Annotated in this window: 22 protein-coding genes and 1 riboswitch; of the genes, 13 read left to right on the top strand and 9 right to left on the bottom strand. The window is 66.0% G+C overall.

Annotation, left to right across the window (positions count from 1 at the left end):
• Window positions 1-203 precede the first annotated feature (203 nt).
• Complete coding sequence (locus TSA1_RS20125; RefSeq protein WP_100181234.1) at window positions 204-1,085, top strand: 3-hydroxybutyryl-CoA dehydrogenase; 882 nt, start codon at window positions 204-206, stop codon at window positions 1,083-1,085.
• Window positions 1,086-1,301: 216 nt separating this feature from the next.
• Window positions 1,302-1,496, top strand: coding sequence for a hypothetical protein (locus tag TSA1_RS20120; RefSeq protein ID WP_008543352.1), 195 nt, complete (start codon window positions 1,302-1,304; stop codon window positions 1,494-1,496).
• Window positions 1,497-1,499: 3 nt separating this feature from the next.
• On the opposite strand, the gene tlpA is transcribed toward TSA1_RS20120, so the two are convergent.
• Window positions 1,500-2,165 (bottom strand): thiol:disulfide interchange protein TlpA, encoded by a 666-nt coding sequence (gene tlpA / locus TSA1_RS20115; protein WP_100177863.1) that lies wholly within the window; start codon window positions 2,163-2,165, stop codon window positions 1,500-1,502.
• A 101-nt stretch (window positions 2,166-2,266) separates the two neighbouring features.
• Here tlpA and argH point away from each other — a divergent pair, with 101 nt between their 5' ends.
• The 3 genes from argH (at window position 2,267) to lysA (ending at window position 5,341) form a co-directional block, all read left to right on the top strand.
• A complete protein-coding gene (gene argH, locus TSA1_RS20110) occupies window positions 2,267-3,664 on the top strand; it encodes an argininosuccinate lyase (RefSeq protein WP_100177862.1) in 1,398 nt (465 codons plus the stop codon).
• Window positions 3,665-3,755: 91 nt separating this feature from the next.
• Window positions 3,756-4,052: an LPS translocon maturation chaperone LptM gene (gene lptM / locus TSA1_RS20105; protein WP_100177861.1), complete on the top strand. Its 297-nt coding sequence runs from the start codon at window positions 3,756-3,758 to the stop codon at window positions 4,050-4,052.
• 23 nt (window positions 4,053-4,075) lie between these two features.
• Complete coding sequence (gene lysA / locus TSA1_RS20100) at window positions 4,076-5,341, top strand: diaminopimelate decarboxylase (protein WP_100177860.1); 1,266 nt, start codon at window positions 4,076-4,078, stop codon at window positions 5,339-5,341.
• Window positions 5,342-5,453: 112 nt separating this feature from the next.
• Here the strand turns inward: lysA and TSA1_RS20095 are convergent, their stop codons facing one another.
• A complete protein-coding gene (locus tag TSA1_RS20095; RefSeq protein WP_100177859.1) occupies window positions 5,454-6,362 on the bottom strand; it encodes an NAD(P)-dependent oxidoreductase in 909 nt (302 codons plus the stop codon).
• 213 nt (window positions 6,363-6,575) lie between these two features.
• The gene (locus TSA1_RS20085) at window positions 6,576-6,959 is read right to left on the bottom strand and encodes a carboxymuconolactone decarboxylase family protein (RefSeq protein WP_028134137.1); all 384 of its coding nucleotides are present in this window, start codon (window positions 6,957-6,959) and stop codon (window positions 6,576-6,578) included.
• A 178-nt stretch (window positions 6,960-7,137) separates the two neighbouring features.
• Between TSA1_RS20085 and TSA1_RS20080 the strand changes: the two genes are divergently transcribed.
• Together TSA1_RS20080 and TSA1_RS20075 are read left to right on the top strand one after the other, a co-directional pair.
• A complete protein-coding gene (locus TSA1_RS20080; RefSeq protein ID WP_100177858.1) occupies window positions 7,138-9,075 on the top strand; it encodes a TIGR02302 family protein in 1,938 nt (645 codons plus the stop codon).
• Complete coding sequence (locus TSA1_RS20075) at window positions 9,063-10,205, top strand: DUF4175 family protein (RefSeq protein ID WP_100177857.1); 1,143 nt, start codon at window positions 9,063-9,065, stop codon at window positions 10,203-10,205. The genes TSA1_RS20080 and TSA1_RS20075 overlap by 13 nt, the downstream gene beginning before the upstream one ends.
• 157 nt (window positions 10,206-10,362) lie before the next feature.
• Here the strand turns inward: TSA1_RS20075 and TSA1_RS20070 are convergent, their stop codons facing one another.
• Window positions 10,363-10,737, bottom strand: coding sequence for a response regulator (locus TSA1_RS20070; protein ID WP_092186647.1), 375 nt, complete (start codon window positions 10,735-10,737; stop codon window positions 10,363-10,365).
• 49 nt (window positions 10,738-10,786) lie between these two features.
• The gene (locus TSA1_RS20065; RefSeq protein WP_174719319.1) at window positions 10,787-11,665 is read right to left on the bottom strand and encodes an MJ0042-type zinc finger domain-containing protein; all 879 of its coding nucleotides are present in this window, start codon (window positions 11,663-11,665) and stop codon (window positions 10,787-10,789) included.
• A 203-nt stretch (window positions 11,666-11,868) separates the two neighbouring features.
• On the opposite strand from TSA1_RS20065, the gene ftsE reads away from it, so the two are divergent.
• The 4 genes from ftsE (at window position 11,869) to TSA1_RS20045 (ending at window position 15,220) form a co-directional block, all read left to right on the top strand.
• Window positions 11,869-12,528, top strand: coding sequence for a cell division ATP-binding protein FtsE (gene ftsE / locus TSA1_RS20060; protein WP_063694655.1), 660 nt, complete (start codon window positions 11,869-11,871; stop codon window positions 12,526-12,528).
• Complete coding sequence (locus TSA1_RS20055) at window positions 12,521-13,489, top strand: cell division protein FtsX (protein ID WP_100177856.1); 969 nt, start codon at window positions 12,521-12,523, stop codon at window positions 13,487-13,489. The genes ftsE and TSA1_RS20055 overlap by 8 nt, the downstream gene beginning before the upstream one ends.
• Window positions 13,490-13,718: 229 nt before the next feature.
• A complete protein-coding gene (locus TSA1_RS20050; RefSeq protein WP_100177855.1) occupies window positions 13,719-14,423 on the top strand; it encodes a YdcF family protein in 705 nt (234 codons plus the stop codon).
• Window positions 14,424-14,446: 23 nt separating this feature from the next.
• A complete protein-coding gene (locus TSA1_RS20045) occupies window positions 14,447-15,220 on the top strand; it encodes a lysophospholipid acyltransferase family protein (protein WP_100177854.1) in 774 nt (257 codons plus the stop codon).
• Here the strand turns inward: TSA1_RS20045 and TSA1_RS20040 are convergent.
• The gene (locus TSA1_RS20040) at window positions 15,217-15,819 is read right to left on the bottom strand and encodes a gamma-glutamylcyclotransferase (RefSeq protein ID WP_174718986.1); all 603 of its coding nucleotides are present in this window, start codon (window positions 15,817-15,819) and stop codon (window positions 15,217-15,219) included. The genes TSA1_RS20045 and TSA1_RS20040 overlap by 4 nt on opposite strands.
• A gap of 110 nt (window positions 15,820-15,929) precedes the next feature.
• Between TSA1_RS20040 and TSA1_RS20035 the strand changes: the two genes are divergently transcribed.
• Entirely contained in the window at window positions 15,930-17,114 is a 1,185-nt protein-coding gene (locus TSA1_RS20035) for a DUF2125 domain-containing protein (RefSeq protein WP_100177852.1), read from the top strand.
• 59 nt (window positions 17,115-17,173) lie between these two features.
• On the opposite strand, the gene TSA1_RS20030 is transcribed toward TSA1_RS20035, so the two are convergent.
• The 3 genes from TSA1_RS20030 to TSA1_RS20020 are packed head-to-tail and all read right to left on the bottom strand — an operon-like array spanning window position 17,174 to window position 20,088.
• Window positions 17,174-18,109, bottom strand: a complete 936-nt coding sequence (locus tag TSA1_RS20030) for a prephenate/arogenate dehydrogenase family protein (RefSeq protein WP_100177851.1) — start codon at window positions 18,107-18,109, stop codon at window positions 17,174-17,176.
• Window positions 18,106-19,203 carry a histidinol-phosphate transaminase gene (gene hisC / locus TSA1_RS20025; protein WP_100181232.1) on the bottom strand — a complete coding sequence of 366 codons (1,098 nt, stop codon included), beginning with the start codon at window positions 19,201-19,203 and terminating at the stop codon, window positions 18,106-18,108. The genes TSA1_RS20030 and hisC overlap by 4 nt, the downstream gene beginning before the upstream one ends.
• Window positions 19,204-19,239: 36 nt before the next feature.
• Window positions 19,240-20,088, bottom strand: coding sequence for a chorismate mutase (locus TSA1_RS20020; protein WP_100177850.1), 849 nt, complete (start codon window positions 20,086-20,088; stop codon window positions 19,240-19,242).
• 156 nt (window positions 20,089-20,244) lie between these two features.
• A riboswitch (SAM riboswitch) is annotated at window positions 20,245-20,324 on the top strand.
• An 89-nt stretch (window positions 20,325-20,413) separates the two neighbouring features.
• Here TSA1_RS20020 and metX point away from each other — a divergent pair.
• Window positions 20,414-21,616 carry a homoserine O-acetyltransferase MetX gene (gene metX / locus TSA1_RS20015; RefSeq protein WP_100181231.1) on the top strand — a complete coding sequence of 401 codons (1,203 nt, stop codon included), beginning with the start codon at window positions 20,414-20,416 and terminating at the stop codon, window positions 21,614-21,616.

The following is a 21,616-nucleotide window of genomic DNA, read 5'->3' as shown; positions in this document are numbered from 1 at the left end:
GTCGAAAACACCGGCCGGAGGGATAAACTCCGGCCGGTGTTTCATTTCTGAGGCGTTTTCTTTGGCGTGGGGCACGCCGGGGAAGCGATCCAATCTAGGTTTCGAGCCCGGGTTCTGATTAAATCAAGCTTCTGATCAAATCAGACCTCCCGGCTCGGAGGATAGACAGGCGCGATATGCGCGCCGTTCCGGTGGATGACATTATGGCGGCAGTGATCAAGAAGGTCGGCGTGATCGGCGCGGGTCAGATGGGCAATGGCATCGCGCATGTCGCGGCGCTGGCTGGCTTCGACGTGGTGCTCAACGACGTCTCGGCCGAGCGCCTCAAGTCGGGCATGGCGACCATCAACGGCAATCTGGCGCGCCAGGTCTCCAAGAAGGCCGTCACCGAGGACGACAAGGCCAAGGCGATGGCGCGCATCACGCCCGCCGAAAAGCTCGACGATCTCGCCGATTGCGACCTCGTGATCGAGACTGCGGTCGAGAAGGAAGAGGTCAAGCGCAAGATCCTCCACGAGCTCTGCGCGGTGCTGAAGCCGGAGGCGATCGTCGCCTCCGATACGTCCTCGATCTCGATCACGCGCCTTGCCGCCGCCACCGATCGGCCCGAGCGTTTCATCGGCATTCACTTCATGAATCCGGTGCCGTTGATGGAGCTGGTGGAGCTGATCCGCGGCATCGCCACCGACGATTCCACCTTCGAGGCGTCCAAGGAATTCGTCGGCAAGCTCGGCAAGCAGGTCGCGGTCTCCGAGGATTTCCCGGCCTTCATCGTCAACCGCATCCTGCTGCCGATGATCAACGAGGCGATCTACACGCTGTATGAAGGCGTCGGCAACGTCGAGGCGATCGACGCGGCGATGAAGCTCGGGGCGCATCATCCGATGGGTCCGCTGGAGCTTGCCGATTTCATCGGCCTCGATACCTGCCTCTCCATCATGCAGGTGCTGCACGAGGGCCTTGCCGACTCCAAATATCGCCCGTGCCCGCTGCTGGTGAAATACGTCGAGGCCGGCTGGCTCGGCCGCAAGACCCAGCGCGGATTCTACGATTACCGCGGCGCCAAGCCGGTTCCGACTAGGTAAGTGGGTCTCGTGCCCCGGACGCTGCGCAGCGCGTCAGCGATGCGCTGCAGAGCCGGGGCCCAGTAAGCCGCGTGCATGATGATGCATGGGTCCCGGCTCGGCGTCGCGTCATTGCATGACGCGACGCGTCCGGGACACGGCCCCACCTCACTCGTGACAATTCATGTCGCGTTAACCCCTCGCGCCTAGGCTGCGGCCAGTACGAGGGTTCGCGTAATGGACATGATGGCGATGGTCAGCACCATGCTGGCCGCTCAGCAAGGCGCGCTGCAGTCGAATATTGCGGCGACGCTGACCAAGCAGAACGCGGATATGGAGAAATCCACCGTCCTGACGCTGCTCGGCGCCGGTCAGCCCTCGCTCGCCAATGTCGGCCCGGGTGTCGGCGGCAATCTCAACGTCACGGCCTGAACCTCAAAGCGACGCGGCGGCCTTGCCGGTCGCGGCCCGGAGCAGCTTCAGCGCGTCCTCGCTCGCCCACTCCGCCGGTCCCGCAATCGTCGCGATCTCGCAGCCCTGCGGATCGACCAGCACCGAAGTGGGCATGCCCAGGGCCCGGCCTATCGCTTTAAGATCCTGAAAAACCTTGGCTTTCGGGTCGCTAAAATAGCTGAGTCGGGCCAGATTGGCTTCCTTCAGGAAGTTTTTCGGCTTCTCGGCGTCGCGGGTGTCGATATTGATCGCGACCACCTCGAAATTCGGCCCCGACAGCTTGCCCTGGAGCTCGTCCAGCGCGGGCATCTCCTTGCGGCAGGGCACGCACCAGGTCGCCCAGAGGTTCACCAGCAGCGTCTTGCCGCGGAAATCGGACAGCTTCTTCGGCTTGCCGTCGGCGTCCTCGAAGGCGAGGTCGGGCAGCTTCAGGGGGGCGCTCGCCATGGTCAGCGCTGCCAGCTCGCCGTGGGCGAGGGGGGCGATTTTCTGGGCCGTCGCCACCGCCGGCTTGCAGGTCGGATCGCCGCCAGGCGACCGGCTGAGGCCCAGCCCGTAAAGGGCGGCGAAGCCGGCCAGGCCGCCGATCGCCACTGTGGCGATGACGAGGGGGACCCGGCGCGTGGCGGAAGGCTTCTTGTCGAGCATATCGTTTGTCATCCGGTCGCAGATATGGCTATCAGGGGCCTCTTAGTACGGCTCGCAGTGGCCGGCAAACGTGCGGCAAATCAAGGCGTGAGCAGGGGATCATGAGCAACAAGATGTGGGGCGGCCGTTTCTCGGAACGTCCCGACGAGATCATGGAAGAGATCAACGTCTCCATCGACGTCGATCGTCACCTGTTCGCCCAGGACATTGCCGCGTCCAAGGCCCACGCTGCGATGCTCGCCAGCCAAGGCATCATCACGGGCTCTGATGCGAAAAATATCGGCAAGGGTCTAGACACGATTTTGTCAGAGATCGGCAAGGGCGGCTTCGAATTCAAGCGCGCGCTCGAGGACATCCATATGAATGTCGAGAGCCGCCTGTCCGAGCTGATCGGCCCCGCCGCCGGCCGCCTGCACACCGCGCGCTCGCGCAACGACCAGGTTGCGACCGACTTCCGTCTCTATGTTCGCGACGTTCTCGACGAGACCGATGCCGCGCTTGCCGCGTTCCAGGCGGCGCTGGTCAATCGCGCGCTCGAACATGCCGCAACCGTCATGCCCGGCTTCACCCATCTGCAGACCGCGCAGCCCGTGACCTTCGGCCATCATCTGCTTGCCTATGTCGAGATGGCCGCGCGCGATCGCGGCCGCTTCCAGGACGCGCGCAAGCGGCTCAACGAATCGCCGCTCGGCGCCGCCGCGCTGGCCGGCACCTCGTTCCCGATCGACCGCCACGCCACCGCGAAGGCGCTTGGTTTCGACCGTCCGATGGCGAACTCGCTCGACGCCGTCTCCGATCGCGACTTCGTGCTGGAGACGCTGTCGGCAGCCTCGATCTGCGCCGTGCACATGTCGCGCTTCGCCGAGGAGATCGTGATCTGGACCTCGCCGCTGGTCGGTCTGATCCGGCTCAGCGACAAGTTCACGACCGGCTCCTCGATCATGCCGCAGAAGCGCAATCCGGACGCTGCCGAGCTCGTGCGCGCCAAGACCGGCCGCGTCATCGGCGCGCTCAACGGCCTGTTGATCGTGATGAAGGGCCTGCCGCTCGCCTATCAAAAGGACATGCAGGAGGACAAGCAGGGCGCGATGGAAGGCTTTGCCGCGCTGTCGCTCGCGATCCGCGCCATGACCGGCATGGTCCGCGACCTCGAGCCTGACGAAGCCAGGATGAAAGCGGCTGCCGGCGAGGGTTATGCCACCGCGACCGATCTCGCCGACTGGCTGGTGCGGACGCTGAAGATGCCGTTCCGCGAGGCCCATCACGTCACCGGCCGCATCGTTGCCAAGGCCGCCGAGGGCGGCGTGGCGCTGCACGAGCTGCCGCTTGGGGAGATGCAGGCGATCGAGCCGAAGATCACCAAGGACGTGTTCGGCGTGCTCTCGGTCGAATCGTCGGTGAAGAGCCGCACCAGCTTCGGCGGCACCGCGCCGAAGAACGTGGCGTCCCAGGCCAAGGCCTGGGCGAAGCGGCTGGAAAAAGAGCGAAAATTGGGCTGAGGGCAAAATTTCGCTGATGTTTCATGGTCATCCGGCTCTCGCCAGAGCGCGCCAATCTCTGTATGGTGCGGCCCGTAGTGGGGATTTCGTCGTGACGTCAAAGTTTCGCCCGGCCGGTTCGGGATGGGCCATCATTGTCTTGAGCCTGACGGCGCTCGCGCTGGCCGGCTGCGGCCGCAAGGGTCCGCTGGATCTGCCGCCGACCGCCTCCAACGCGCCTACGGCCAACGTTGCAGCTCCAACCGACACCGAGAGCGCAGCCCAGAAGTCGTCGAGCATGTTCAATCCCACCTCATCGGGTGCGGATGCCGCGCCGGCGGCGGCCAAGGGCCGGAAGAAACCGTTTATTCTCGACCCGCTCCTGGACGAACCGCCCGGCAAGAAATAAGCCGGGGCAACCGAGCCTAAGCCATGAATCATTTCGATTATCGCAACGGCGTGCTGCACGCCGAGGCGGTGAACCTGTCCGAGCTGGCCGCGACCGTCGGCACGCCGTTCTACTGCTATTCGACCGCGACGCTGGAGCGGCACTATCGCGTCTTCACCGAGGCCTTCGCCGGCGAAAAGGTGCTGGTCTGCTACGCCATGAAGGCGAACTCCAACCAGTCGGTGCTGCGCACGCTGGCCAAGCTCGGGGCCGGCGCCGACGTGGTCTCGGGCGGTGAGTTGAAGCGCGCGCTGGCCGCCGGCATTCCGCCAAACAAGATTCTGTTCTCCGGCGTTGGCAAGACCGAAACCGAGCTGCGCGCCGCGCTCGCCGCCGACATCCTCTGCCTCAACGTCGAATCCGAGCCGGAGCTCGAGCTGCTGTCGCGGCTTGCGACCGAGATGGGCAAGACCGCGCGCATCTCGCTGCGCGTCAATCCCGACGTCGACGCCGGCACTCACGCAAAAATCTCGACCGGCAAGTCCGAGAACAAGTTCGGCATCCCGATCGTGCATGCCCGTGAGGTCTACGCGCGCGCCGCGAAACTCCCGGGCATCGAGGTAACCGGCACCGACGTGCATATCGGCAGCCAGATCACCGACCTCTCCGGCATGGAGACGGCGTTCCGCATCCTCTCCGAATTCGTGCAGACGCTGCGGGCCGACGGCCACAATATCAGCCACGTCGATTTCGGCGGCGGCCTCGGCATTCCCTATTACATGGATCGCGAGGCGCCGCCGGCGCCGGCCGCCTATGCCGCCATGGTCAAGCGCGTCAGCCACAATCTCGGCTGCACGCTGATGTTCGAACCGGGCCGCATGATCGTCGGCAATGCCGGCATCCTGGTCGCCAAGGTGATCTATGTGAAGCACGGCGACGGCAAGAATTTCGTCATCATCGACGCCGCGATGAACGACCTCATTCGCCCGACGCTCTACGAGGCGCATCACGACATCCTGCCGGTGAAGCAGCCTGCCAAGGGCGCCGCCACCATCATGGCCGACGTCGTCGGCCCGGTCTGCGAGACCGGCGACTATCTGGCACTCGACCGCACGCTGCCGACGCCCGCGCCCGGCGATCTCATCGCCATCATGACCGCAGGTGCCTACGGCGCGGTGCAGGCCGGCACCTACAACACAAGGCCGCTGGTGCCGGAGGTACTGGTGAAGGACGATCAATACGCCGTGGTGCGCCCGCGCATCGAGGTCGAGCAGCTGATTGCGATGGATAAGCCCGCGCCGTGGCTGTGAGCCATTGACCGTAGCCCGGATGGAGCGCAGCGAAATCCGGGGTCTCGTCCAGCGGCAACAATCCCGGATTACGCTGCGCTCCATCCGGGCTACTGAAGCGGTTGCGGGATGGCTACTTCCCGGCCAATCCCCCCTTCGCTCCGCCGACCACAACACCCGCCTTCTTCTCGATCGGCTTGATCGCCGCGGTGAAGTCGGACTCGGCGCCCTCCGCGCTGATCACGGTCTCCCACAACCGTCCGACTGCATCCGCGACCTCCATCGACAGGCCGAGCTGCTTCATCTCCTCCAGCGCGAGCCGGACGTCCTTCACCATCAGTCCCGTGGCGAAGCCGAAATCGAAGCTGCGCGGCAGCACCGCGCGCGGAAACTTGTCGCGGCTCGCGGTGTTCATGCCGGAGCCGGCATTGATGACGTCGATCATCACGGCGGGATCGAGCCCGGCCTTGACGCCCATCACCACCGCTTCGGACGTCGCCACGATCGCGGTCGCCGACAGGAAATTGTTGGCGAGCTTCATGGTCTGGGCCGCACCGGGCTTCTCGCCGATGAAGAACACTTTTCCGATCACGTCGAGCGCCGGCTTGAGCAGCTCGAACTCGGACCTGGGCCCGGACACCATCACCGCCAGCGTGCCCTTCTCGGCGCCGCCGACACCGCCGGAGACGGGGCAGTCGATCTGCACGATGTTGCGCTTGGCGAGCAGGCCGTGAATCTTCACGGCCATCGCCGAGCCGACGGTGGAGAGGTCGACGAAGCGCTTGGCACGCTTGCCCTCGATCACGCCGTTCGCGCCGGTGGCAACTTCGAGCGAGGCCTGCAGCGAGGGCAGGCTCGCCATCACGGTCTCGACCTGGTCGGCGACGTCCTTCGGCGATGTCGCGACTGTGGCGCCGAGCGCCGCGAGCCTGTCCGCGACCTCCTTGCGGGTGTCGAACACGACGAGCCTGTGTCCTGCCTCGATCAGCCGCCTCGCCATCGGGAAACCCATGTTTCCGAGGCCGATGAATCCGATGTCCATGGTGTTTCCTTCTGTTTGTTGTTGTTGCGTCATCCGCGCTGTCGTCCCGGACAAGCGCGCCCAAAGCGCGCGCCGATCCGGGACCCAATCCCGGGAGGAGTTGTTATGCCGAAGCGGTCACTCCTGGTCCCCGTAACCACGTCTCCCTGTGGTTATGGATCCAGGATCTGCGCTCCGCTTGTCCGGGATGACAGTGGAGATTGGCGCTAAGCCTCATGCCTTGCCGTCGATCTCCGCAAACACCTCGCGCGCGATGCGGAAGCTGTCGACGGCGGCCGGCATGCCGCCATAGATCGCGACCTGCATCAGGATTTCGCGGATCTCCTCGCGGGTGACGCCGTTGGTGAGCGCGCCCTTCAGATGCGCGCGGAATTCGTGCTGGCGGTTGAGGATCGCGATCATGGCGATGTTGAGCATGCTGCGGGTCTTGCGCGGCAGCTCCTCGCGGCCCCACACGGTGCCCCAGCAATATTCGTTCAGCATCTCCTGGAACGGACGGTTGAAGTCGTCGACGTTCTTCAGGGCGTTGTTGACATAGGCTTCCCCGAGCACCGCTTTGCGGACTTCCAGCCCCTTGTCGTGCATCTTCTTGTCCATGGCGTTCCCTCTGCTTTCCCTGCATTTCCCTTGGGTGGCGCGCGGAAATTACGGGGTCGGGCGGGGCCAGTCACGTCCTCGTGTTATGCGGGAAAAGGGGTGTCTCCCGTACCGGAACGGATGCCTCAGTGCTGCCGTTGTGATAGGCTCCCCTCGACCGGGCAACCTGGAGAGTTGATTGAACGGCGTCACCCCCGACCCGTCAGACCCGACCCGCGACAGTGACGCTCTGTCGCGGCTGAAGCTGGCGCAGGCCCTCGATCGGGCCATTTATGCCATCGCGTGGGAGCGTGCCTGGCCGCATCTGGCGCGGCTTCTGACCGTCGTCGGGCTGTTCCTGGTGGTGTCCTGGGCCGGCCTCTGGCTGGCGCTGCCGTTCATTGCCCGTGCCATCGGTCTTTTCATTTTCGCCGGCATTGCGATTGCCGCGCTGTTACCCCTGATTCGCTACCGCTGGCCGAGCCGCGAGGAGGCACTTGGCCGGCTCGACCGCGGCTCCGGCATCCGACACCGCCCGGCCACGACGCTGACGGATACGCTGTCCTCGCAGGATCCGGTCGCGCAGGCGCTGTGGCAGGCGCAGCGCGAGCGCACGCTGGCCTCGCTCAAGCGCATCAGCGCCGGTTTGCCGCATCCGCGGCTGGCGTTGCATGATCCCTGGGCGCTGCGCGCGCTGGTCATGGTGTTGCTGGTCGCCACCTTCTTCGCCGCCGGCGACGAGCGTGCGATGCGGCTCGGGGCTGCCTTCGACTGGAACGGCGTGCTGGCGCCGGCCAATGTTCGGGTCGATGCCTGGGTGACCCCGCCGCTCTATACCGGCAAGCCGCCGATCATCCTGTCGGCCGCCAACAAGGAGGCCGCCGCGCTGCCGGCCGCCGGTCCGCTTGCCGTTCCCGCCGGCTCGACCCTGATCGTGCGCTCCTCCGGCGGCGCTCTCGATGTCGTCGTCTCCAGCGGCCTCAAGGAGGTTGCCCCCACGGAGGCCGCGCCCAAGGGCACCAACGAGAAGCACTTCACCATCACCGCCGACGGCACCGCGCATGTCCGTGCGCCCTCCGGCCAGCCGCAATGGGCGTTTGCGGCAACCCCGGACCGTGCACCGACGATCTCGCTCGCCAAGGATCCCGAGCGCCAGGCGCGCGGCGGGCTTCAGCTCTCCTACAAGATCGAGGACGATTACGGCGTTACCGGCGCGGAGGCGCACATCGCCTTGCGCGCGAACGACGCCAAAGACGGCGGCAAGGAGACCGACGGCAAGACCGCGGCGCGGCCTTTGTTCGAGCCGCCGAAATTCCCGCTGGTGCTGCCGAATGCGCGCACGCGCAACGGAGTCGGCCAGACGGTGAAGGACCTTAGCGAAGATCCCTATGCCGGCGCCGACGTCACGCTGACGCTCACCGCCAAGGACGAAGCCGGCAACGAGGCCAGGAGCGAACCCTTCAACATGCGCCTGCCCGAGCGTCTGTTCACCAACTCGCTCGCGCGCGCGCTGATCGAGCAGCGCCGCATCCTCGCGCTCGATGCCAACAAGAATTCGGACGTCTACACCGCGCTCGACGCGCTGATGATCGCACCCGAATTGTTCACGCCGGATGCCGGCTGCTATCTCGGCCTCCGGAGCCTTGCCACCCAGCTCGAAGCCGCCCGCACCGACGACGCGCTGCGCAATGTCGTGGCGAGCATGTGGGCCTTCGCGACCACCATCGAGGACGACGGCGTCGCCGGCAGCGTCAACGCCGCGCTGCGCTCGGCGCAGGACGCGCTCAAGGCGGCGCTGGACCGCGGCGCCAGCGAGGACGAGCTGAAGGTGCTGACGCAGAAGCTTCGTGAGGCCATGGCCGGCAAGGTGCGTGATCTCGCCCGGCGCGCCGAGCAGAATCCGCTCGGACCGCGGCAGCCGTTCCCGGCCGAGGTCCAGCTCATCCTCGACAAGGCGATCGAGCTGCGACAGAAGACCCAGCACGCGACGGTCGAGCAGCTCGCAGAGCTGGCGCAGCAGCAGGACGCGTTGCGCGAGCAGCTTCAGGCCTATCGGAAGTCGGCGAACAACCGGGCCAACAAGGCGGGGGACGACAAGACCAACCAGTTTACGCGGGACCGGAAATGCGGAAGCTAGCACGCGTGCCAGTCTTGAAGGCGATGTCGATCGCCTGCCTCGCTCTGCTGCTCGGCGGTGTCTCGCCGGCCGTTGCCCAGCTGGATCAGGATCCCGACGCGCTGCTCGACAGCGCCGAGAAGGCGATGCAGGAGTCCGGCGACAGCCTCAGGCAGAAGGAATCCGGCAAGAGCCTCGGCAACCAGTCCGACGCCATCCAGAAGCTCGAGGAATACAAGCGGGCGACGGAGCGGAGTCAGTCCTCCAGCCGGGACCGCAACTTCATCACGCAACGCGATCTCGACGAGTTGCTGAAGCAGATCGAGAAGGCCGCGCGCGAAGGCAATAAGGAGGCGGCCCAGCGCATGCTGGAGCAGCTCGCGCAGATCATGGAAAATCTCCAGATGGCGCAACCCGGGCAATCCGGCGAGAGCGAGATGGAGCAGGCGCTGAACGAACTCAGCGACATGATCCGCAAACAGCAGCAATTGCGCGACAAGACGTTCAAGCAGGGCCAGGACTCTCGGCGTGACCGCTCGCGCGGCAAGCAGGGCGACCAGTCGATGTCGGACCTGCAGCAGGATCAGCAGTCGCTGCGCGACCGCCTGAAGAAGCTGCAGGACGAGCTCGCCAAGCGCGGCCTCGCGCAGAAGGGACAAAAGGGCCAGAAAGGCCAGCAGGGTCAGAAAGGCCAGCAGGGCGATCCGGGCCAGAGCGGCGATCAGGACGGCGACCAGGGCGATGACGACGGCAGTCTCGACGCCGCCGATGGCGCCATGGGCGATGCCGGCTCGAAGCTCGGCGAGGGCAATGCCGACGGTGCCGTGGACTCGCAGGGCAAGGCTCTCGATGCCATGCGCAAGGGCGCGCAGAAGATGGCCGAGGCGATGCAGCAGGGCGATGGCGACGGGCAGGGCGATGGTCCCGGCAATCGCGCCGGCCGTCAGCAGAGCGGCGGCAATCAGACCGATCCGCTGGGGCGCCCGCTTCACGGCCGCGATCTCAGCGACGATTACTCCGTCAAGATTCCCGGCGAGATCGACGCCCAGCGCGTCCGCCGCATCCTCGAAGAGCTCCGCCGCCGCCTCGGCGACAGCTCGCGCCCGCAGATCGAGCTCGATTACATCGAGCGCCTGCTGAAGGATTTCTGAGGCGAAGTCGCCACAAGCTCACTGTCATCGCCCGGCCTTGACCGGGCGATCCAGTATTCCAGAGACAGCAGTGACTAAGTCGATAGGCCGCGGCGTACTGGATGCCCCGGACAAGCCGGGGCATGACAGCGGTATGTGTGGTTAAGGGCGCCCGCCACTAACCCTTCTTCGCCGCCAGCGCGTCCGCCACGGCGGTGCGGATGTCGGCGACCGAGAACGGCTTCGTCACGACGTCGTGCACCAGCGCATTGAGATTCGAGGCGCGCTCGCGCTGGTCGGCGAAGCCGGTCATCAAGAGAATGGTCAGATCGGGAAAATCGCGTGCGGCCGAAAGCGCGAGCGCAATACCGTCCATGACAGGCATCTGGATGTCGGTGAGCAGGAGGTCGAAGGCGCCGTCCTCGCGGGTCAGGATCTCCAGCGCCTCGGCGCCGTCTTGCGCGGTGACGGTCTGGTGGCCGTCCATGGCGATCGCGCGCGCCACCAGCTGGCGCATCGAATCCTCGTCGTCGGCGATCAGGATTTTAGGCATCAGATCAACTCTTGGGACGAACCTTCCCGTGCAGGACTGTGCAAGCTGATTATACGCTGCCGCCGGCAATGTCGCGCCGGTTAAAGAAGCGGACATCGATATTGCGGCCCTCTGGCGGCGGCGAGGCGAGGCGAGAGCGGAAGAAAGCGCGCTCGCCGGGCCGCAGCACGGTCTGCTCCAGCACGGTATTCCAGGCGTAGATCTCCGCGCCTTGTGCGTCGCGCACGGCGAAGCGCAGCCGCGGGATGTCGAGCGGCTTCTTGCCCTCGCCGACGATCATGCCCTCGATCACCAGCACCTGCTTACCGTCAACGGTCTCGCTGGACAGCTTGACGTCCTTGAAGGCGAGGCCCCGCAGGTTCACCTCGAGCCCGACCATCTTGTAGAACGCCGCCGTCTGCGGCAGCAGCCGCACCATGTCGCCGCGCCAGATCACCAGCGCCAGCACCAGCGCGCCCATGGCGGCGCAGGCGGTCGGCAGACCGAAATAGGATTTTCTAGGGGGCGTGGCGGCGACCGGACGGCTGACCCGTGCACCGCGACGGCTGAACAGGCCGCGGAACCAGGACTGGTGCTGCACCCCGACGACCTCCTCCTCGGCCGCCCGGGCCGCCGCGGACCACTCGTCCTCGGTGTCCTTGGCCTCTTCATCGGGCCAGTCGCTGGCGATCGAGGGGCTATCGACCACGGGCGTATCAGTGGCGCTCTCGTCCTTGGCGTAGGAGTTCCACTGCTCGGCGAGATCGGATTGGTCGTCGGCCTGGCTGGCTGCCGCCATGGCCGGGACGGATGCCTCCTCGATGGCATCCTCGGCATGGGCGATCCAGGTCTCCTTGCAACGGGAACAGCGGACCGCCCGCCCGTTCGCCCCCAGGCTCGCAAGCTTGATGGCGTAGGATGTCATACAATGGGGGCAGACGATATGCATGGACGAGCCTTGATGCATGAACCGGGACTTGAACGAGGTCTTGACCATGACCCGCCAGGAAGGACGGGACGGCCAGGATGTTGCCAAATATGCTACAGGCCGACCGTTAACGAACCGGAAACCATAACGGCGGCAAAACCCGTTGATCGCGCATGGCGGAGCGCAGCAATGCGACCCGCGCCCCCTCTCGAACGGAGCTGAACTTGGTTCGGTTCGAAAATGTCGGATTGCGTTACGGTCTGGGGCCGGAGATCCTGCGCGACCTCAGTTTCCAGATCCCGGCGCATTCGTTCCAGTTCCTCACCGGCCCGTCGGGTGCCGGCAAGACCTCGCTGCTGCGCCTGTTGTTCCTGTCGCACCGGCCGACGCGGGGCCTCGTCAATCTGTTCGGCCACGACATCTCGCAGCTCGGCAAGGACGAGATCGCCGATCTGCGCAAGCGCATCGGCATCGTGCTCCAGGATTTCCGCCTGCTCGACCATATGACGACCTACGAGAATGTCGCGTTGCCGTTCCGCGTCATGGGGCGCAGCGAGTCGAGCTATCGCAAGGAGGTGATCGATCTGTTGCGCTGGGTCGGGCTTGGCGAGCGCATGGACGCGCTGCCGCCGATCCTGTCGGGCGGCGAGAAGCAGCGCGCCGCGATCGCGCGCGCGGTGATCTCGCGGCCGCAGCTGCTGCTTGCGGACGAGCCGACCGGCAGCGTCGATCCGACACTCGGACGCCGCCTGCTGCGGCTCTTCATCGAGCTCAACAAGTCAGGCACCGCGGTCATCATCGCCACCCACGACATCGGCCTGATGGATCAATACGAGGCCCGCCGTCTCGTGCTGCATCAGGGACGGCTGCACGTCTATGAATAGGACCGACGAGCGCGGCGTGCTGGTCGATCTCGGACAGGAGCGTCCGCAGCTTCCGGCCAGGGCGCGCAACATGTCGCCGATCGTGCCGCGCGCCTCGATCCACGGCCGTGCGCTGGTTGCCGTCGTCGCCATCATGACCTTCCTGGCGTCGATGACCACGGGCACGGTGCTCCTGGTCAGCGCCTCCGCCGCGGAATGGCAGTCGGACGTCGCGAGCGAAATCACCATTCAGGTCCGCCCGCAAACGGGGCGCGATCTCGACCGCGACACCGCGGCCGTGACCGAGGCGATGCGCGCGCAGCCCGGCATCGTCGAGGTCAAGCCGTTCAGCCGGGAGGAGAGCGGCAAGCTGCTCGAGCCCTGGCTCGGCACCGGCCTGTCGATGGACGATCTGCCGGTGCCGCGCATGATCATCGCGCGCGTGCAGCCCGGCACGCAACTCGATCTCGGCGCCCTGCGCGCCCGCGTGACGCAAGTGGCGCCGAGCGCCAGCGTCGATGATCACCGCGCCTGGATCGAGCGGATGCGCTCGATGACCAACGCCACCGTGCTTGCCGGCCTCGGCATCCTCGCCCTCGTCATCGTCGCCACCATCATCTCGGTCTCGTTCGCGACCCGCGGCGCCATGGCGGCGAACCGTCCGATCGTGGAGGTGCTGCATTTCGTCGGCGCCGGCGATCGCTACATCGCCAACCACTTCCTGCGTCATTTCCTCCGGCTGGGCCTCGAGGGTGGCGTGATCGGCGGCGGCGTCGCCATGCTGGTGTTCGGCTTCTCCGAGTCGATCGCCGGCTGGTTCTCCGGCACCCCCGTCGGCGACCAGTTCGCCGCGCTGCTCGGCACCTTCTCGCTGCGGCCCTCGGGCTACATCGTGCTCGCGGTCCAGGCCGTGCTGATCGGCGCCATCACCGCAGTGGCCTCGCGCCAGACGCTGTTCGCGACGTTGAACGATGTGGATTGAGGTTTTTTTCCCTTCTCCCCTTGTGGGAGAAGGTGGCGCGAAGCGCCGGATGAGGGGTTCTGTCCACGCGTACAAATGTCGAGGTGAATGCGCGGAGAGAACCCCTCACCCGGCTCGCAGCTTCGCGGCGAGCCACCCTCTCCCACAAGGGGAGAGGGTTCAGAAACCGGACTCCACTTCGCCTCAAAACGTTTTAAAATCACCCCAGGGAAGGGATCACCGACATCACATGACCTCGCCGACCGACGATCGATCGCCGAAACTGCCGCGCGGCTGGCTGCGCGCGACAATCGTGTCGACGATTGCGCTCGCCTTCGTCGGCGCTGCGGCGGGCTTCATCGCGTTCCTGTCGCAATTGCGCGGCGCCGAGATCGCGCCAAGCCGCAAGGCTGACGGCATCGTGGTGCTGACCGGCGGCTCCTCGCGGGTGTCGGATGCGATGGAGCTGCTCGCTGCCGGATACGGCAAGCGGCTGTTGATTTCCGGCGTGCATCCGACGTCGACGGCGAGTGACATCTCGCGGACGCTGCCGGAGAACCAGTCCTTCATGACCTGTTGCGTCGATCTCGACCGCACCGCGCTCTCGACCCGCGGCAACGCGGCGGAGGCGCGGCGCTGGGCCGAGGGGCGCCGGTTCAAGTCGCTGATCGTGGTCACCTCGAACTACCACATGCCGCGTGCGCTGGTGGAATTCTCGCATGCGATGCCGCAGACGATTCTGATCCCGTTCGCGGTGGTCGGTGACAAATGGCGCGAGGAGCCGTGGTGGACCTCGGCCTCCACCCTGCGGCTGCTGTTGTTGGAATATGTCAAGTACATCGCGGCCGAGCTCAGGGTGCGGCTGGAGGATTTCGGGATTGACCTTTCGCCCGAGATGTCGGAGCAGCCTGCAGGTCAGCAGCCGAGGCGGCCCGCCACCGCCCAGGCCAACTGATCGGCAAAATAATCGGATCCTCGATGTTCCCAGTTTTCCTGCGCTCGCTCGTGTTCAACGTGCTGTTCTATGCCGTGCTGGTGTGCCTCGCGATCGTGGCGCTGCCGACCTTCGCATTGCCGCCGCGCGCGATGCTGACGGTCGCACAATGGTGGGCCAAGGCGACGCTGGTCCTGATGCGCGTGATCTGCAACATCAAGGTGGAATTCCGCGGCGTCGAGAACATCCCGACCGGACCATTGGTGATCGTCGCGAAACACCAGTCGTTCTGGGAGACGTTCGTGCTGCCCGGCTTCTTCAACCGCCCGATCTTCATCCTCAAGCGCCAGCTGATGCAGATCCCGGTGTTCGGCCAGTTCCTGGTCAAGACCGGGATGATCGCGATCGATCGCAATGCCGGCGTGAAGGCGTTGCTCGACATGACGCGGCGGGCGCGTGAGGCGGTACGGGGCGGAAAACAGCTCGTCATCTTTCCGGAAGGCACGCGCCGCGCGCCGGGTGCTCCGCCCGACTACAAGACCGGCTTTGCGCAGATCTATTCGTCCTGCGGCGTGCCTTGCCTGCCGATTGCGCTCAACTCCGGCCTGTTCTGGCCGCGCCGCACCTTCATGCGCTATCCCGGCACGCTGGTGGTGGAGTTCCTCCCCCCACTGCCGCCGGGCCTGCCGAAGGACGAGTTTCTCTCCCGCGTGCAAACGGCGATCGAGGATGCGACCGGCCGTCTCGTCGAAGCGGGCCGCAAGGAGCAGGAGCAGTTGATCGGCTCGGCGCCGAGCTACGCGCCGACCGGGGGCTAGCGATCTTCGGCTGGCGTCGGCGCGTGCAGGGAATGCCCATCACCATGCAGCATGGTCGCAAGCTGATGCAGTTGCGCATCGCGAAAGCCTTCGGCCTCGATCGCCTTCACCGTCGCGGTGACGTAGTCGCGGTTGGCGCCCGACTGGCCGTGGCCCTGGACGACATGACGGTGCTGCTCGGTGAGCGAGAGCCGGCCGGCATATTGAACATGGCCGCGGTCGACGACATAGGCGAGCGCGGAGACGCGCGCCCGCGCATCGTTCTCCAGCCAGACCGAGCGCATCACCTCGCGATAGACCGACGTGACCTGCTCTCGCGCCCGAAGGTAAGCGACAACGTCTGCGCGATTCTTCTCGGCGACGCGGAAGGCGATGCCGCGGCAGGCGCCGCCGCGGTCGAGCCCAAGCACCAGGCCCGGCTTTTCCGGCGTGCCGCGATGTACGAAGGAATAGACGCAGAGCGCACGATGCTCGCCGACCAGCCGCGCCGGGACGCGCTCCTCGAACGCGAAGCCCGGCCGCCACATCAGCGAGCCGTAGCCGAACACCCAGAGGTCGCCCTTGGCGGTGGTGATGGAGGAAAGGGTAATTTCCGACATTTCGGGCACGGCTACCAGAATGGGGGTCCCAAGCGAAGCGAATTCTCTGCCTTTCGCCGCAGGCGCGCCTCGCTTACATTTGCCAAAATCCGGGGTCAAAGGGTCGCCGCATGTCCAATATGACCGTTGCCGCAGGCCGTCGCTCCCGTTGGGGCCTTTTCATCGCACCCGTTGTCGTCCTGGTCCTTGCCGTCGCGTGGAGCTGCTTCTGGTTCTATGCGGCCTCGCAGGCCGAAGTGGCCGCAGACGCCTGGCGGGCGCAGGAGGCCAAGTCCGGCCGCATCTATGATTGCGCCAAGCGCTCGATCGCCGGCTTCCCGTTCCGCTTCGAGGTCCAGTGCTCCGGCGCCAGCGTCGCCCTGGTGTCGCAGAACGCGAGCAAGACGCCGTTCACGGCCAAGCTCGACAACATCCTGGTCGTTGCCCAGGTCTACGATCCCAAGCTCGTCATCGCCGAATTCTCCGCGCCCGCAACGCTGATCGATGGCGTTACGCAGAACACCTTCGTGGTGAACTGGAGCAAGGGCCGTAGCAGCGTGGTCGGCCTGCCGGCGGTGCCGGACCGCGCCTCCATCGTGTTCGACGATCCCACCCTCAACCGGCTCGATGGCAGCATGCAGGTGCCGCTCGCGCGGGCCAAGCAGGTCGAGCTGCACGGCCGTCTCGCGGACGGCTCGCCGGCCGATCATCCCGTGATAGAGACCGTGGCCCATATCGCGCAGGGCAGCATCCAGGGCGTGCATCCCCTGCTCGCCGAGCCGTTCGAGGCCGACACGCGCGCCAAGATCACCGGCCTGTCCGACCTCACGCCAAAGCCCTGGCCGCAGCGCTTTCGTGAAATCCAGGCGGCCGGCGGCCATATCGAGATCGTGCAGTCGCGGATCCAGCAGGGCGAGATGATCGCAGTCGCGGCCGGCACGCTCGGCCTCTCGGCCAATGGCCGCCTCGACGGCGAGTTGCAGATGACCGTGACGGGCCTCGAGCGCGTGATCCCGGCGCTCGGCATCGAGAAGATGCTGGAGGAGGGCGTGCCGCAGGCAACGCTCGATCGCGTCGCGCCCGGCGTGAAGTCGCAGGACCTCACCAATTTGTTCGGCGCGCTCGACCGCGCCGTCCCCGGCCTCGGCAAGGTCATCAAGCAGAACGCCAATGCCGGACTTGCCGCCGGCATCAACTCGATCGGCACCGAGAGCACGCTGGAAGGCAGGAAGGCGAGAAGCTTCCCGTTGAAGTTCGCCGACGGCGCCGTGCTGCTCGGCCCGGTCAAGGTCGGGCAAATTCCGCCGCTGTATTGAAGCCGCTCTCGTCATTCCGGGGCGATGCGTAGCATCGAGCCCCGGAATGACCAGCGAAACTACGGCTTCTTCAGCGCGCCATGCTGGCGGCCGAAATCCGCCGCGGCCGAATCCTGGCCGATCTCGACGATGCCGCGGCGAATGGCGCGGGTGCGGGTGAAATGGTCGAACAGCGCTTCGCCGTCGCCGCGGCGGATCGCGCGGGTGAGCTTGGACAGGTCCTCGGTGAAGGTGCCGAGCATCTCCAGCACGGCCTCCTTGTTGGCGAGGAAGACGTCGCGCCACATCGTCGGATCGGAGGCCGCGATGCGGGTGAAATCGCGGAAGCCGCCGGCGGAGAACTTGATGACCTCGGATTCCGTCACCTGCGCCAGCTCGTCGGCGGTGCCGACGATGGTGTAGGCGATCAGATGCGGCAGATGGCTGGTGATCGCCAGCACGAGATCATGATGATCCGGCGTCATCACCTCGACCTTGGCGCCCATCGCGGCCCAGAAGGCGCGCAGGCGATCGGTCGCCGCGGCGTCGACGCCTTCCGGCGGGGTGAGGATGCACCAGCGGTTGATGAAGAGCTCGGCGAAGCCTGAATCCGGCCCCGAATGCTCGGTGCCCGCGACGGGATGCGCCGGCACGAAATGAACGGTCTTCGGCAGATGCGGCGCCATGTCCCTGACGATGGCGCCCTTCACCGAGCCGACGTCGGAGACAACAGCACCGGGCTTCAGATGCGGCGCGATCTCCTGCGCCACCGGCCCGCAGGCCCCGACGGGAATGCAGAGGATGACGAGGTCGGCATCCTTCACCGCCTCCGCATTGGTCGCCACGACCTGGTCGACGATGCCGAGCTCGAGCACCCGCGCGCGCGTCTTCTCCGAGCGTGCGGTGGTGACGATCTCGCCGGCGAGCCCCTGGAGCTTCGCAGCGCGCGCGATCGAGCCGCCGATCAGGCCGAAGCCGATCAGCGCGACGCGCTGGAAGTGCGCCTGCGCATTCATTTGCCGGCCATGAAGTCGCGCAAGCCGTCGACCACGAGGCGGTTGGCCTCCTCGGTGCCGATGGTCATGCGCAGCGAATGCGGCAGGCCATAGTTCTTCAGCGCGCGCAGCACCAGGCCGCGCTTGGTGAGGAAGGCGTCGGCGTCGTCCGCGGTCTTGCCCTTCTCGGTCGGGAAGTGGATCAGCACGAAATTGGCGACGCTCGGCGTCACCTTCAGCCCGAGCTTGGTGATCTCCTCGGCCAGCCAGTTGCGCCAGGTCTCGGTGAACTGCTTCGACATCGCCTGATGCGCGGTGTCTTCGATCGCGGCGACCGCGGCATACATCGCCGGCGTCGACACGTTGAAGGGGCCGCGGATGCGGTTGACCGCGTCGATGATGTGCTCGGGGCCGAACATCCAGCCGATGCGCAGCGCGGCGAGGCCGTGGATCTTGGAGAAGGTGTGCGTCACCACCGTGTTCTCGGTGGTGGCGACCAGCTCGATCCCCATCTCGTAGTCGTTACGCGAGACGTAATCGCAATAGGCGGCGTCCAGCACCAGCAGCACGTGCGAGGGCAGGCCGGCGCGCAGGCGCTTGATCTCGTCGAACGGCACATAGGTCCCGGTCGGGTTGTTGGGATTGGCGAGCCAGACCAGCTTGGTCTTCCGCGTCACGGCCTTGAGGATGGCGTCGACGTCGCAGGTGAGGTTCTTCTCGGCCGCGACGACGTTCTTGGCGCCGACCGCCATGGTCGCGATCGGGTAGACCAGGAAGCCGTGCGTGGTGGAGATCGCCTCGTCGCCGTGGCTGAGATAGGTGTGCGCGAGCAGATTGAGGATTTCGTCCGAGCCGGCGCCGCAGATGATGCGGTTGGGATCGAGCCCGAAAGAACGGCCGATCGCCTCGCGCAGCACGCGCGAGGTGCCTTCCGGATAGTCTTCGAGATGATCCGCCACGCGCTTGAACGCCTCGATCGCCTTGGGCGAGGGCCCGAACGGCGTCTCGTTGGCCGAGAGCTTGAACACCTTGCGGCCCGGCTCGGCGACCGGGCTCTTGCCGGGCGTGTAGGGCGCAATATCGAGAATGCCGGGATTCGGCACGGGGCGGGACATCTTCAACTCCGAAAGTGGCTTTAAGCGGTACGCGATTTACGATTTTGGCCCGGTCGGGGGCACCGTATAGCGCGTTGCGTGGCTGCCGACGAGGGCCGTGGAGCGCACCGAGGCCCCCGCCTCGATCAGGGCAGCCCTGATTTTGTCGATGCTGGTCGCGCTCGTGACCGAGACCAGCAGCGCCGCGCCGTCGAAGGCGGTGTCGGGCACCGCCACGATCTCGGCGAGCGGCGACAGGGCGCGGGCGACCTCGGCGTTCCACCCGGACACGCGCACGCTGAAGGTCTCGACCTCGGTCACCAGGGCGCTGTCGGGGACGCGCGAGATCGCGAACACCGGCAGCGCGGCCGGATGGTCGGCGCGCTCGACGAACGGCATGCGCGCGATGATCTTCGGCGCGCCTTTTTCCTCGAGCGAGAGCCACCACGGCGTGCGGCTCGACGTCGCCGAGACCAGCGCCAGGTCGCCCTTGGATTTCGCCACCGCCTCGACCGCGGCCTGCGCGCTGAAATGCGCGACGTAAGGCACCGTGAAGCCGAAATGAAAGCGCGCGGAATCGCGCATCGCCGGCTCGCTCACCGAGATGTCGGCATGCACGGAGAACGGCGCCTGCACGTAGGTGAAGGTCGAGATGATGACGCGCCAGATGCTCTCGACGGTGTCGAGCGGCAGGATGCCGCGATGACGCTGCACGATCTCGCGCATCATGGAGGCCTCACGCGCGGGGCGGAATGCCGAGCCGACCTCCTGGGTCTGCTTCACCTGGATCAGGCGGTCGATGATGTCGCCGCGCTGCATCAGCAGGCGATGCATGGCCTCGTCGATCGCGTCGATCTCCTTGCGCAATTCCTGCAATGACGGCGGCGCGGGCGGACGTTGAGACATGTTGGGCTGTCGATTGTTCCGATGGGGGATGTCCTGATTAGGCAGTCGGGGCGGCGAAAGCAAAGAGAAATGACGTCCTTCCCGGTCGCCGCGACGGAGGCGAATTGGGCCGATCCGGGCCGCGACTTGACGAAAACCGCCCAAGACGGTAGCTTTTGCCCGTTCCGTGGTCATTTGAGCCGGCCGGCTTGCAGCCACGTTAAAAAACTCGCTAAACAGGCCGGGGACTCTTTCGATCCCGGCCGAACCTATCGTTCAGGCCGGGTTTTTCATGGCCTGATGCAAGTGGCGATCACGCGTTTGATCGCAAACGAGGTCGATGGTCATGGATGGCGTCAAGTCGATACCGAGTCCTGCGATCAGCGCTGACGAGCGGTCGCATGAGGTGGATCATCCGAGCTCGCAGGTCGCGCATTTCGGCACCGAGCAGCCGCTGCGGCTGGATTGCGGCGTCGATCTCACCCCGTTCCAGATCGCCTACCAGACCTATGGCGAGCTCAACGCCGATCGCTCCAACGCGGTGCTGATCTGCCATGCGCTGACCGGCGACCAGCATGTCGCCAACGTGCATCCCGTCACCGGCAAGCCCGGCTGGTGGGAGACCCTGGTCGGCCCCGGCCGCCCCATCGATCCCAAGCACTACTTCATCATCTGCTCCAACGTGATCGGCGGCTGCATGGGCTCGACCGGGCCGGCGTCGATCAATCCCGCCACCGGCAAGGTCTGGGGCCTGGATTTCCCTGTCATCACCATCCCCGACATGGTGCGCGCGCAGGCCATGCTGATCGACCGGCTCGGCATCGACACGCTGTTTGCGGTCGTCGGCGGATCGATGGGCGGCATGCAGGTGCTGCAATGGACCGCGGCCTATCCTGGCCGCGTGTTCTCGGCGCTGGCGATCGCCTGCGCGACGCGGCACTCGGCGCAGAACATCGCCTTTCACGAGCTCGGCCGCCAGGCCGTGATGGCCGATCCCGATTGGCACGGCGGCGGCTATGCCGATCAGGGCATCCATCCGCATCGCGGGCTCGCGGTGGCGCGGATGGCGGCGCACATCACCTACCTCTCCGACGCCGCGCTGCATCGCAAATTCGGCCGGCGCATGCAGGACCGCGACCTGCCGACCTTCTCCTTCGACGCCGATTTCCAGGTCGAGTCCTATCTGCGCTACCAGGGCTCCTCCTTCGTCGAGCGCTTCGACGCCAATTCCTACCTCTATCTGACGCGCGCGATGGACTATTTCGACATCGCCGCCGATCATGGCGGCGTGCTCGCCAAGGCGTTCGCGGACATCAAGACGCGCTTCTGCGTGGTCTCCTTCACCAGCGACTGGCTGTTCCCGACCTCGGAATCGCGCGCGCTGGTGCATGCGCTCAACGCCTCGAGCGCGCGGGTGTCGTTCGCCGAGATCGAGACCGATCGCGGCCACGACGCCTTCCTGCTCGACGTTCCCGAATTCTTCGACATCTCCCGCGCCTTCCTGCAATCGGCAGGCAAGGCCCGCGGGCTCACCTCCAAGAACGACTGA

It is taken from the genome of Bradyrhizobium nitroreducens (genome assembly GCF_002776695.1).
Taxonomy (GTDB): domain Bacteria; phylum Pseudomonadota; class Alphaproteobacteria; order Rhizobiales; family Xanthobacteraceae; genus Bradyrhizobium; species Bradyrhizobium nitroreducens.
The sequence above is the reverse complement of the archived record's forward strand: the minus strand, read 5'-3'. Positions and strand labels throughout refer to the sequence as shown.

Bases quoted from the DNA above. Each gene is read 5' to 3' on its own strand.
- TSA1_RS20125 (WP_100181234.1), top strand. From the start codon at position 204: ATGGCGGCAGTGATCAAGAAGGTCGGCGTGATCGGCGCGGGTCAGATG.
- TSA1_RS20120 (WP_008543352.1), top strand. From the start codon at position 1,302: ATGGACATGATGGCGATGGTCAGCACCATGCTGGCCGCTCAGCAAGGC.
- tlpA (WP_100177863.1), bottom strand. From the start codon at position 2,165: ATGCTCGACAAGAAGCCTTCCGCCACGCGCCGGGTCCCCCTCGTCATC.
- argH (WP_100177862.1), top strand. From the start codon at position 2,267: ATGAGCAACAAGATGTGGGGCGGCCGTTTCTCGGAACGTCCCGACGAG.
- lysA (WP_100177860.1), top strand. From the start codon at position 4,076: ATGAATCATTTCGATTATCGCAACGGCGTGCTGCACGCCGAGGCGGTG.
- TSA1_RS20095 (WP_100177859.1), bottom strand. From the start codon at position 6,362: ATGGACATCGGATTCATCGGCCTCGGAAACATGGGTTTCCCGATGGCG.
- TSA1_RS20085 (WP_028134137.1), bottom strand. From the start codon at position 6,959: ATGGACAAGAAGATGCACGACAAGGGGCTGGAAGTCCGCAAAGCGGTG.
- TSA1_RS20075 (WP_100177857.1), top strand. From the start codon at position 9,063: ATGCGGAAGCTAGCACGCGTGCCAGTCTTGAAGGCGATGTCGATCGCC.
- TSA1_RS20070 (WP_092186647.1), bottom strand. From the start codon at position 10,737: ATGCCTAAAATCCTGATCGCCGACGACGAGGATTCGATGCGCCAGCTG.
- TSA1_RS20065 (WP_174719319.1), bottom strand. From the start codon at position 11,665: ATGCATATCGTCTGCCCCCATTGTATGACATCCTACGCCATCAAGCTT.
- TSA1_RS20055 (WP_100177856.1), top strand. From the start codon at position 12,521: ATGAATAGGACCGACGAGCGCGGCGTGCTGGTCGATCTCGGACAGGAG.
- TSA1_RS20050 (WP_100177855.1), top strand. From the start codon at position 13,719: ATGACCTCGCCGACCGACGATCGATCGCCGAAACTGCCGCGCGGCTGG.
- TSA1_RS20045 (WP_100177854.1), top strand. From the start codon at position 14,447: ATGTTCCCAGTTTTCCTGCGCTCGCTCGTGTTCAACGTGCTGTTCTAT.
- TSA1_RS20040 (WP_174718986.1), bottom strand. From the start codon at position 15,819: ATGTCGGAAATTACCCTTTCCTCCATCACCACCGCCAAGGGCGACCTC.
- TSA1_RS20035 (WP_100177852.1), top strand. From the start codon at position 15,930: ATGTCCAATATGACCGTTGCCGCAGGCCGTCGCTCCCGTTGGGGCCTT.
- TSA1_RS20030 (WP_100177851.1), bottom strand. From the start codon at position 18,109: ATGAATGCGCAGGCGCACTTCCAGCGCGTCGCGCTGATCGGCTTCGGC.
- hisC (WP_100181232.1), bottom strand. From the start codon at position 19,203: ATGTCCCGCCCCGTGCCGAATCCCGGCATTCTCGATATTGCGCCCTAC.
- TSA1_RS20020 (WP_100177850.1), bottom strand. From the start codon at position 20,088: ATGTCTCAACGTCCGCCCGCGCCGCCGTCATTGCAGGAATTGCGCAAG.
- metX (WP_100181231.1), top strand. From the start codon at position 20,414: ATGGATGGCGTCAAGTCGATACCGAGTCCTGCGATCAGCGCTGACGAG.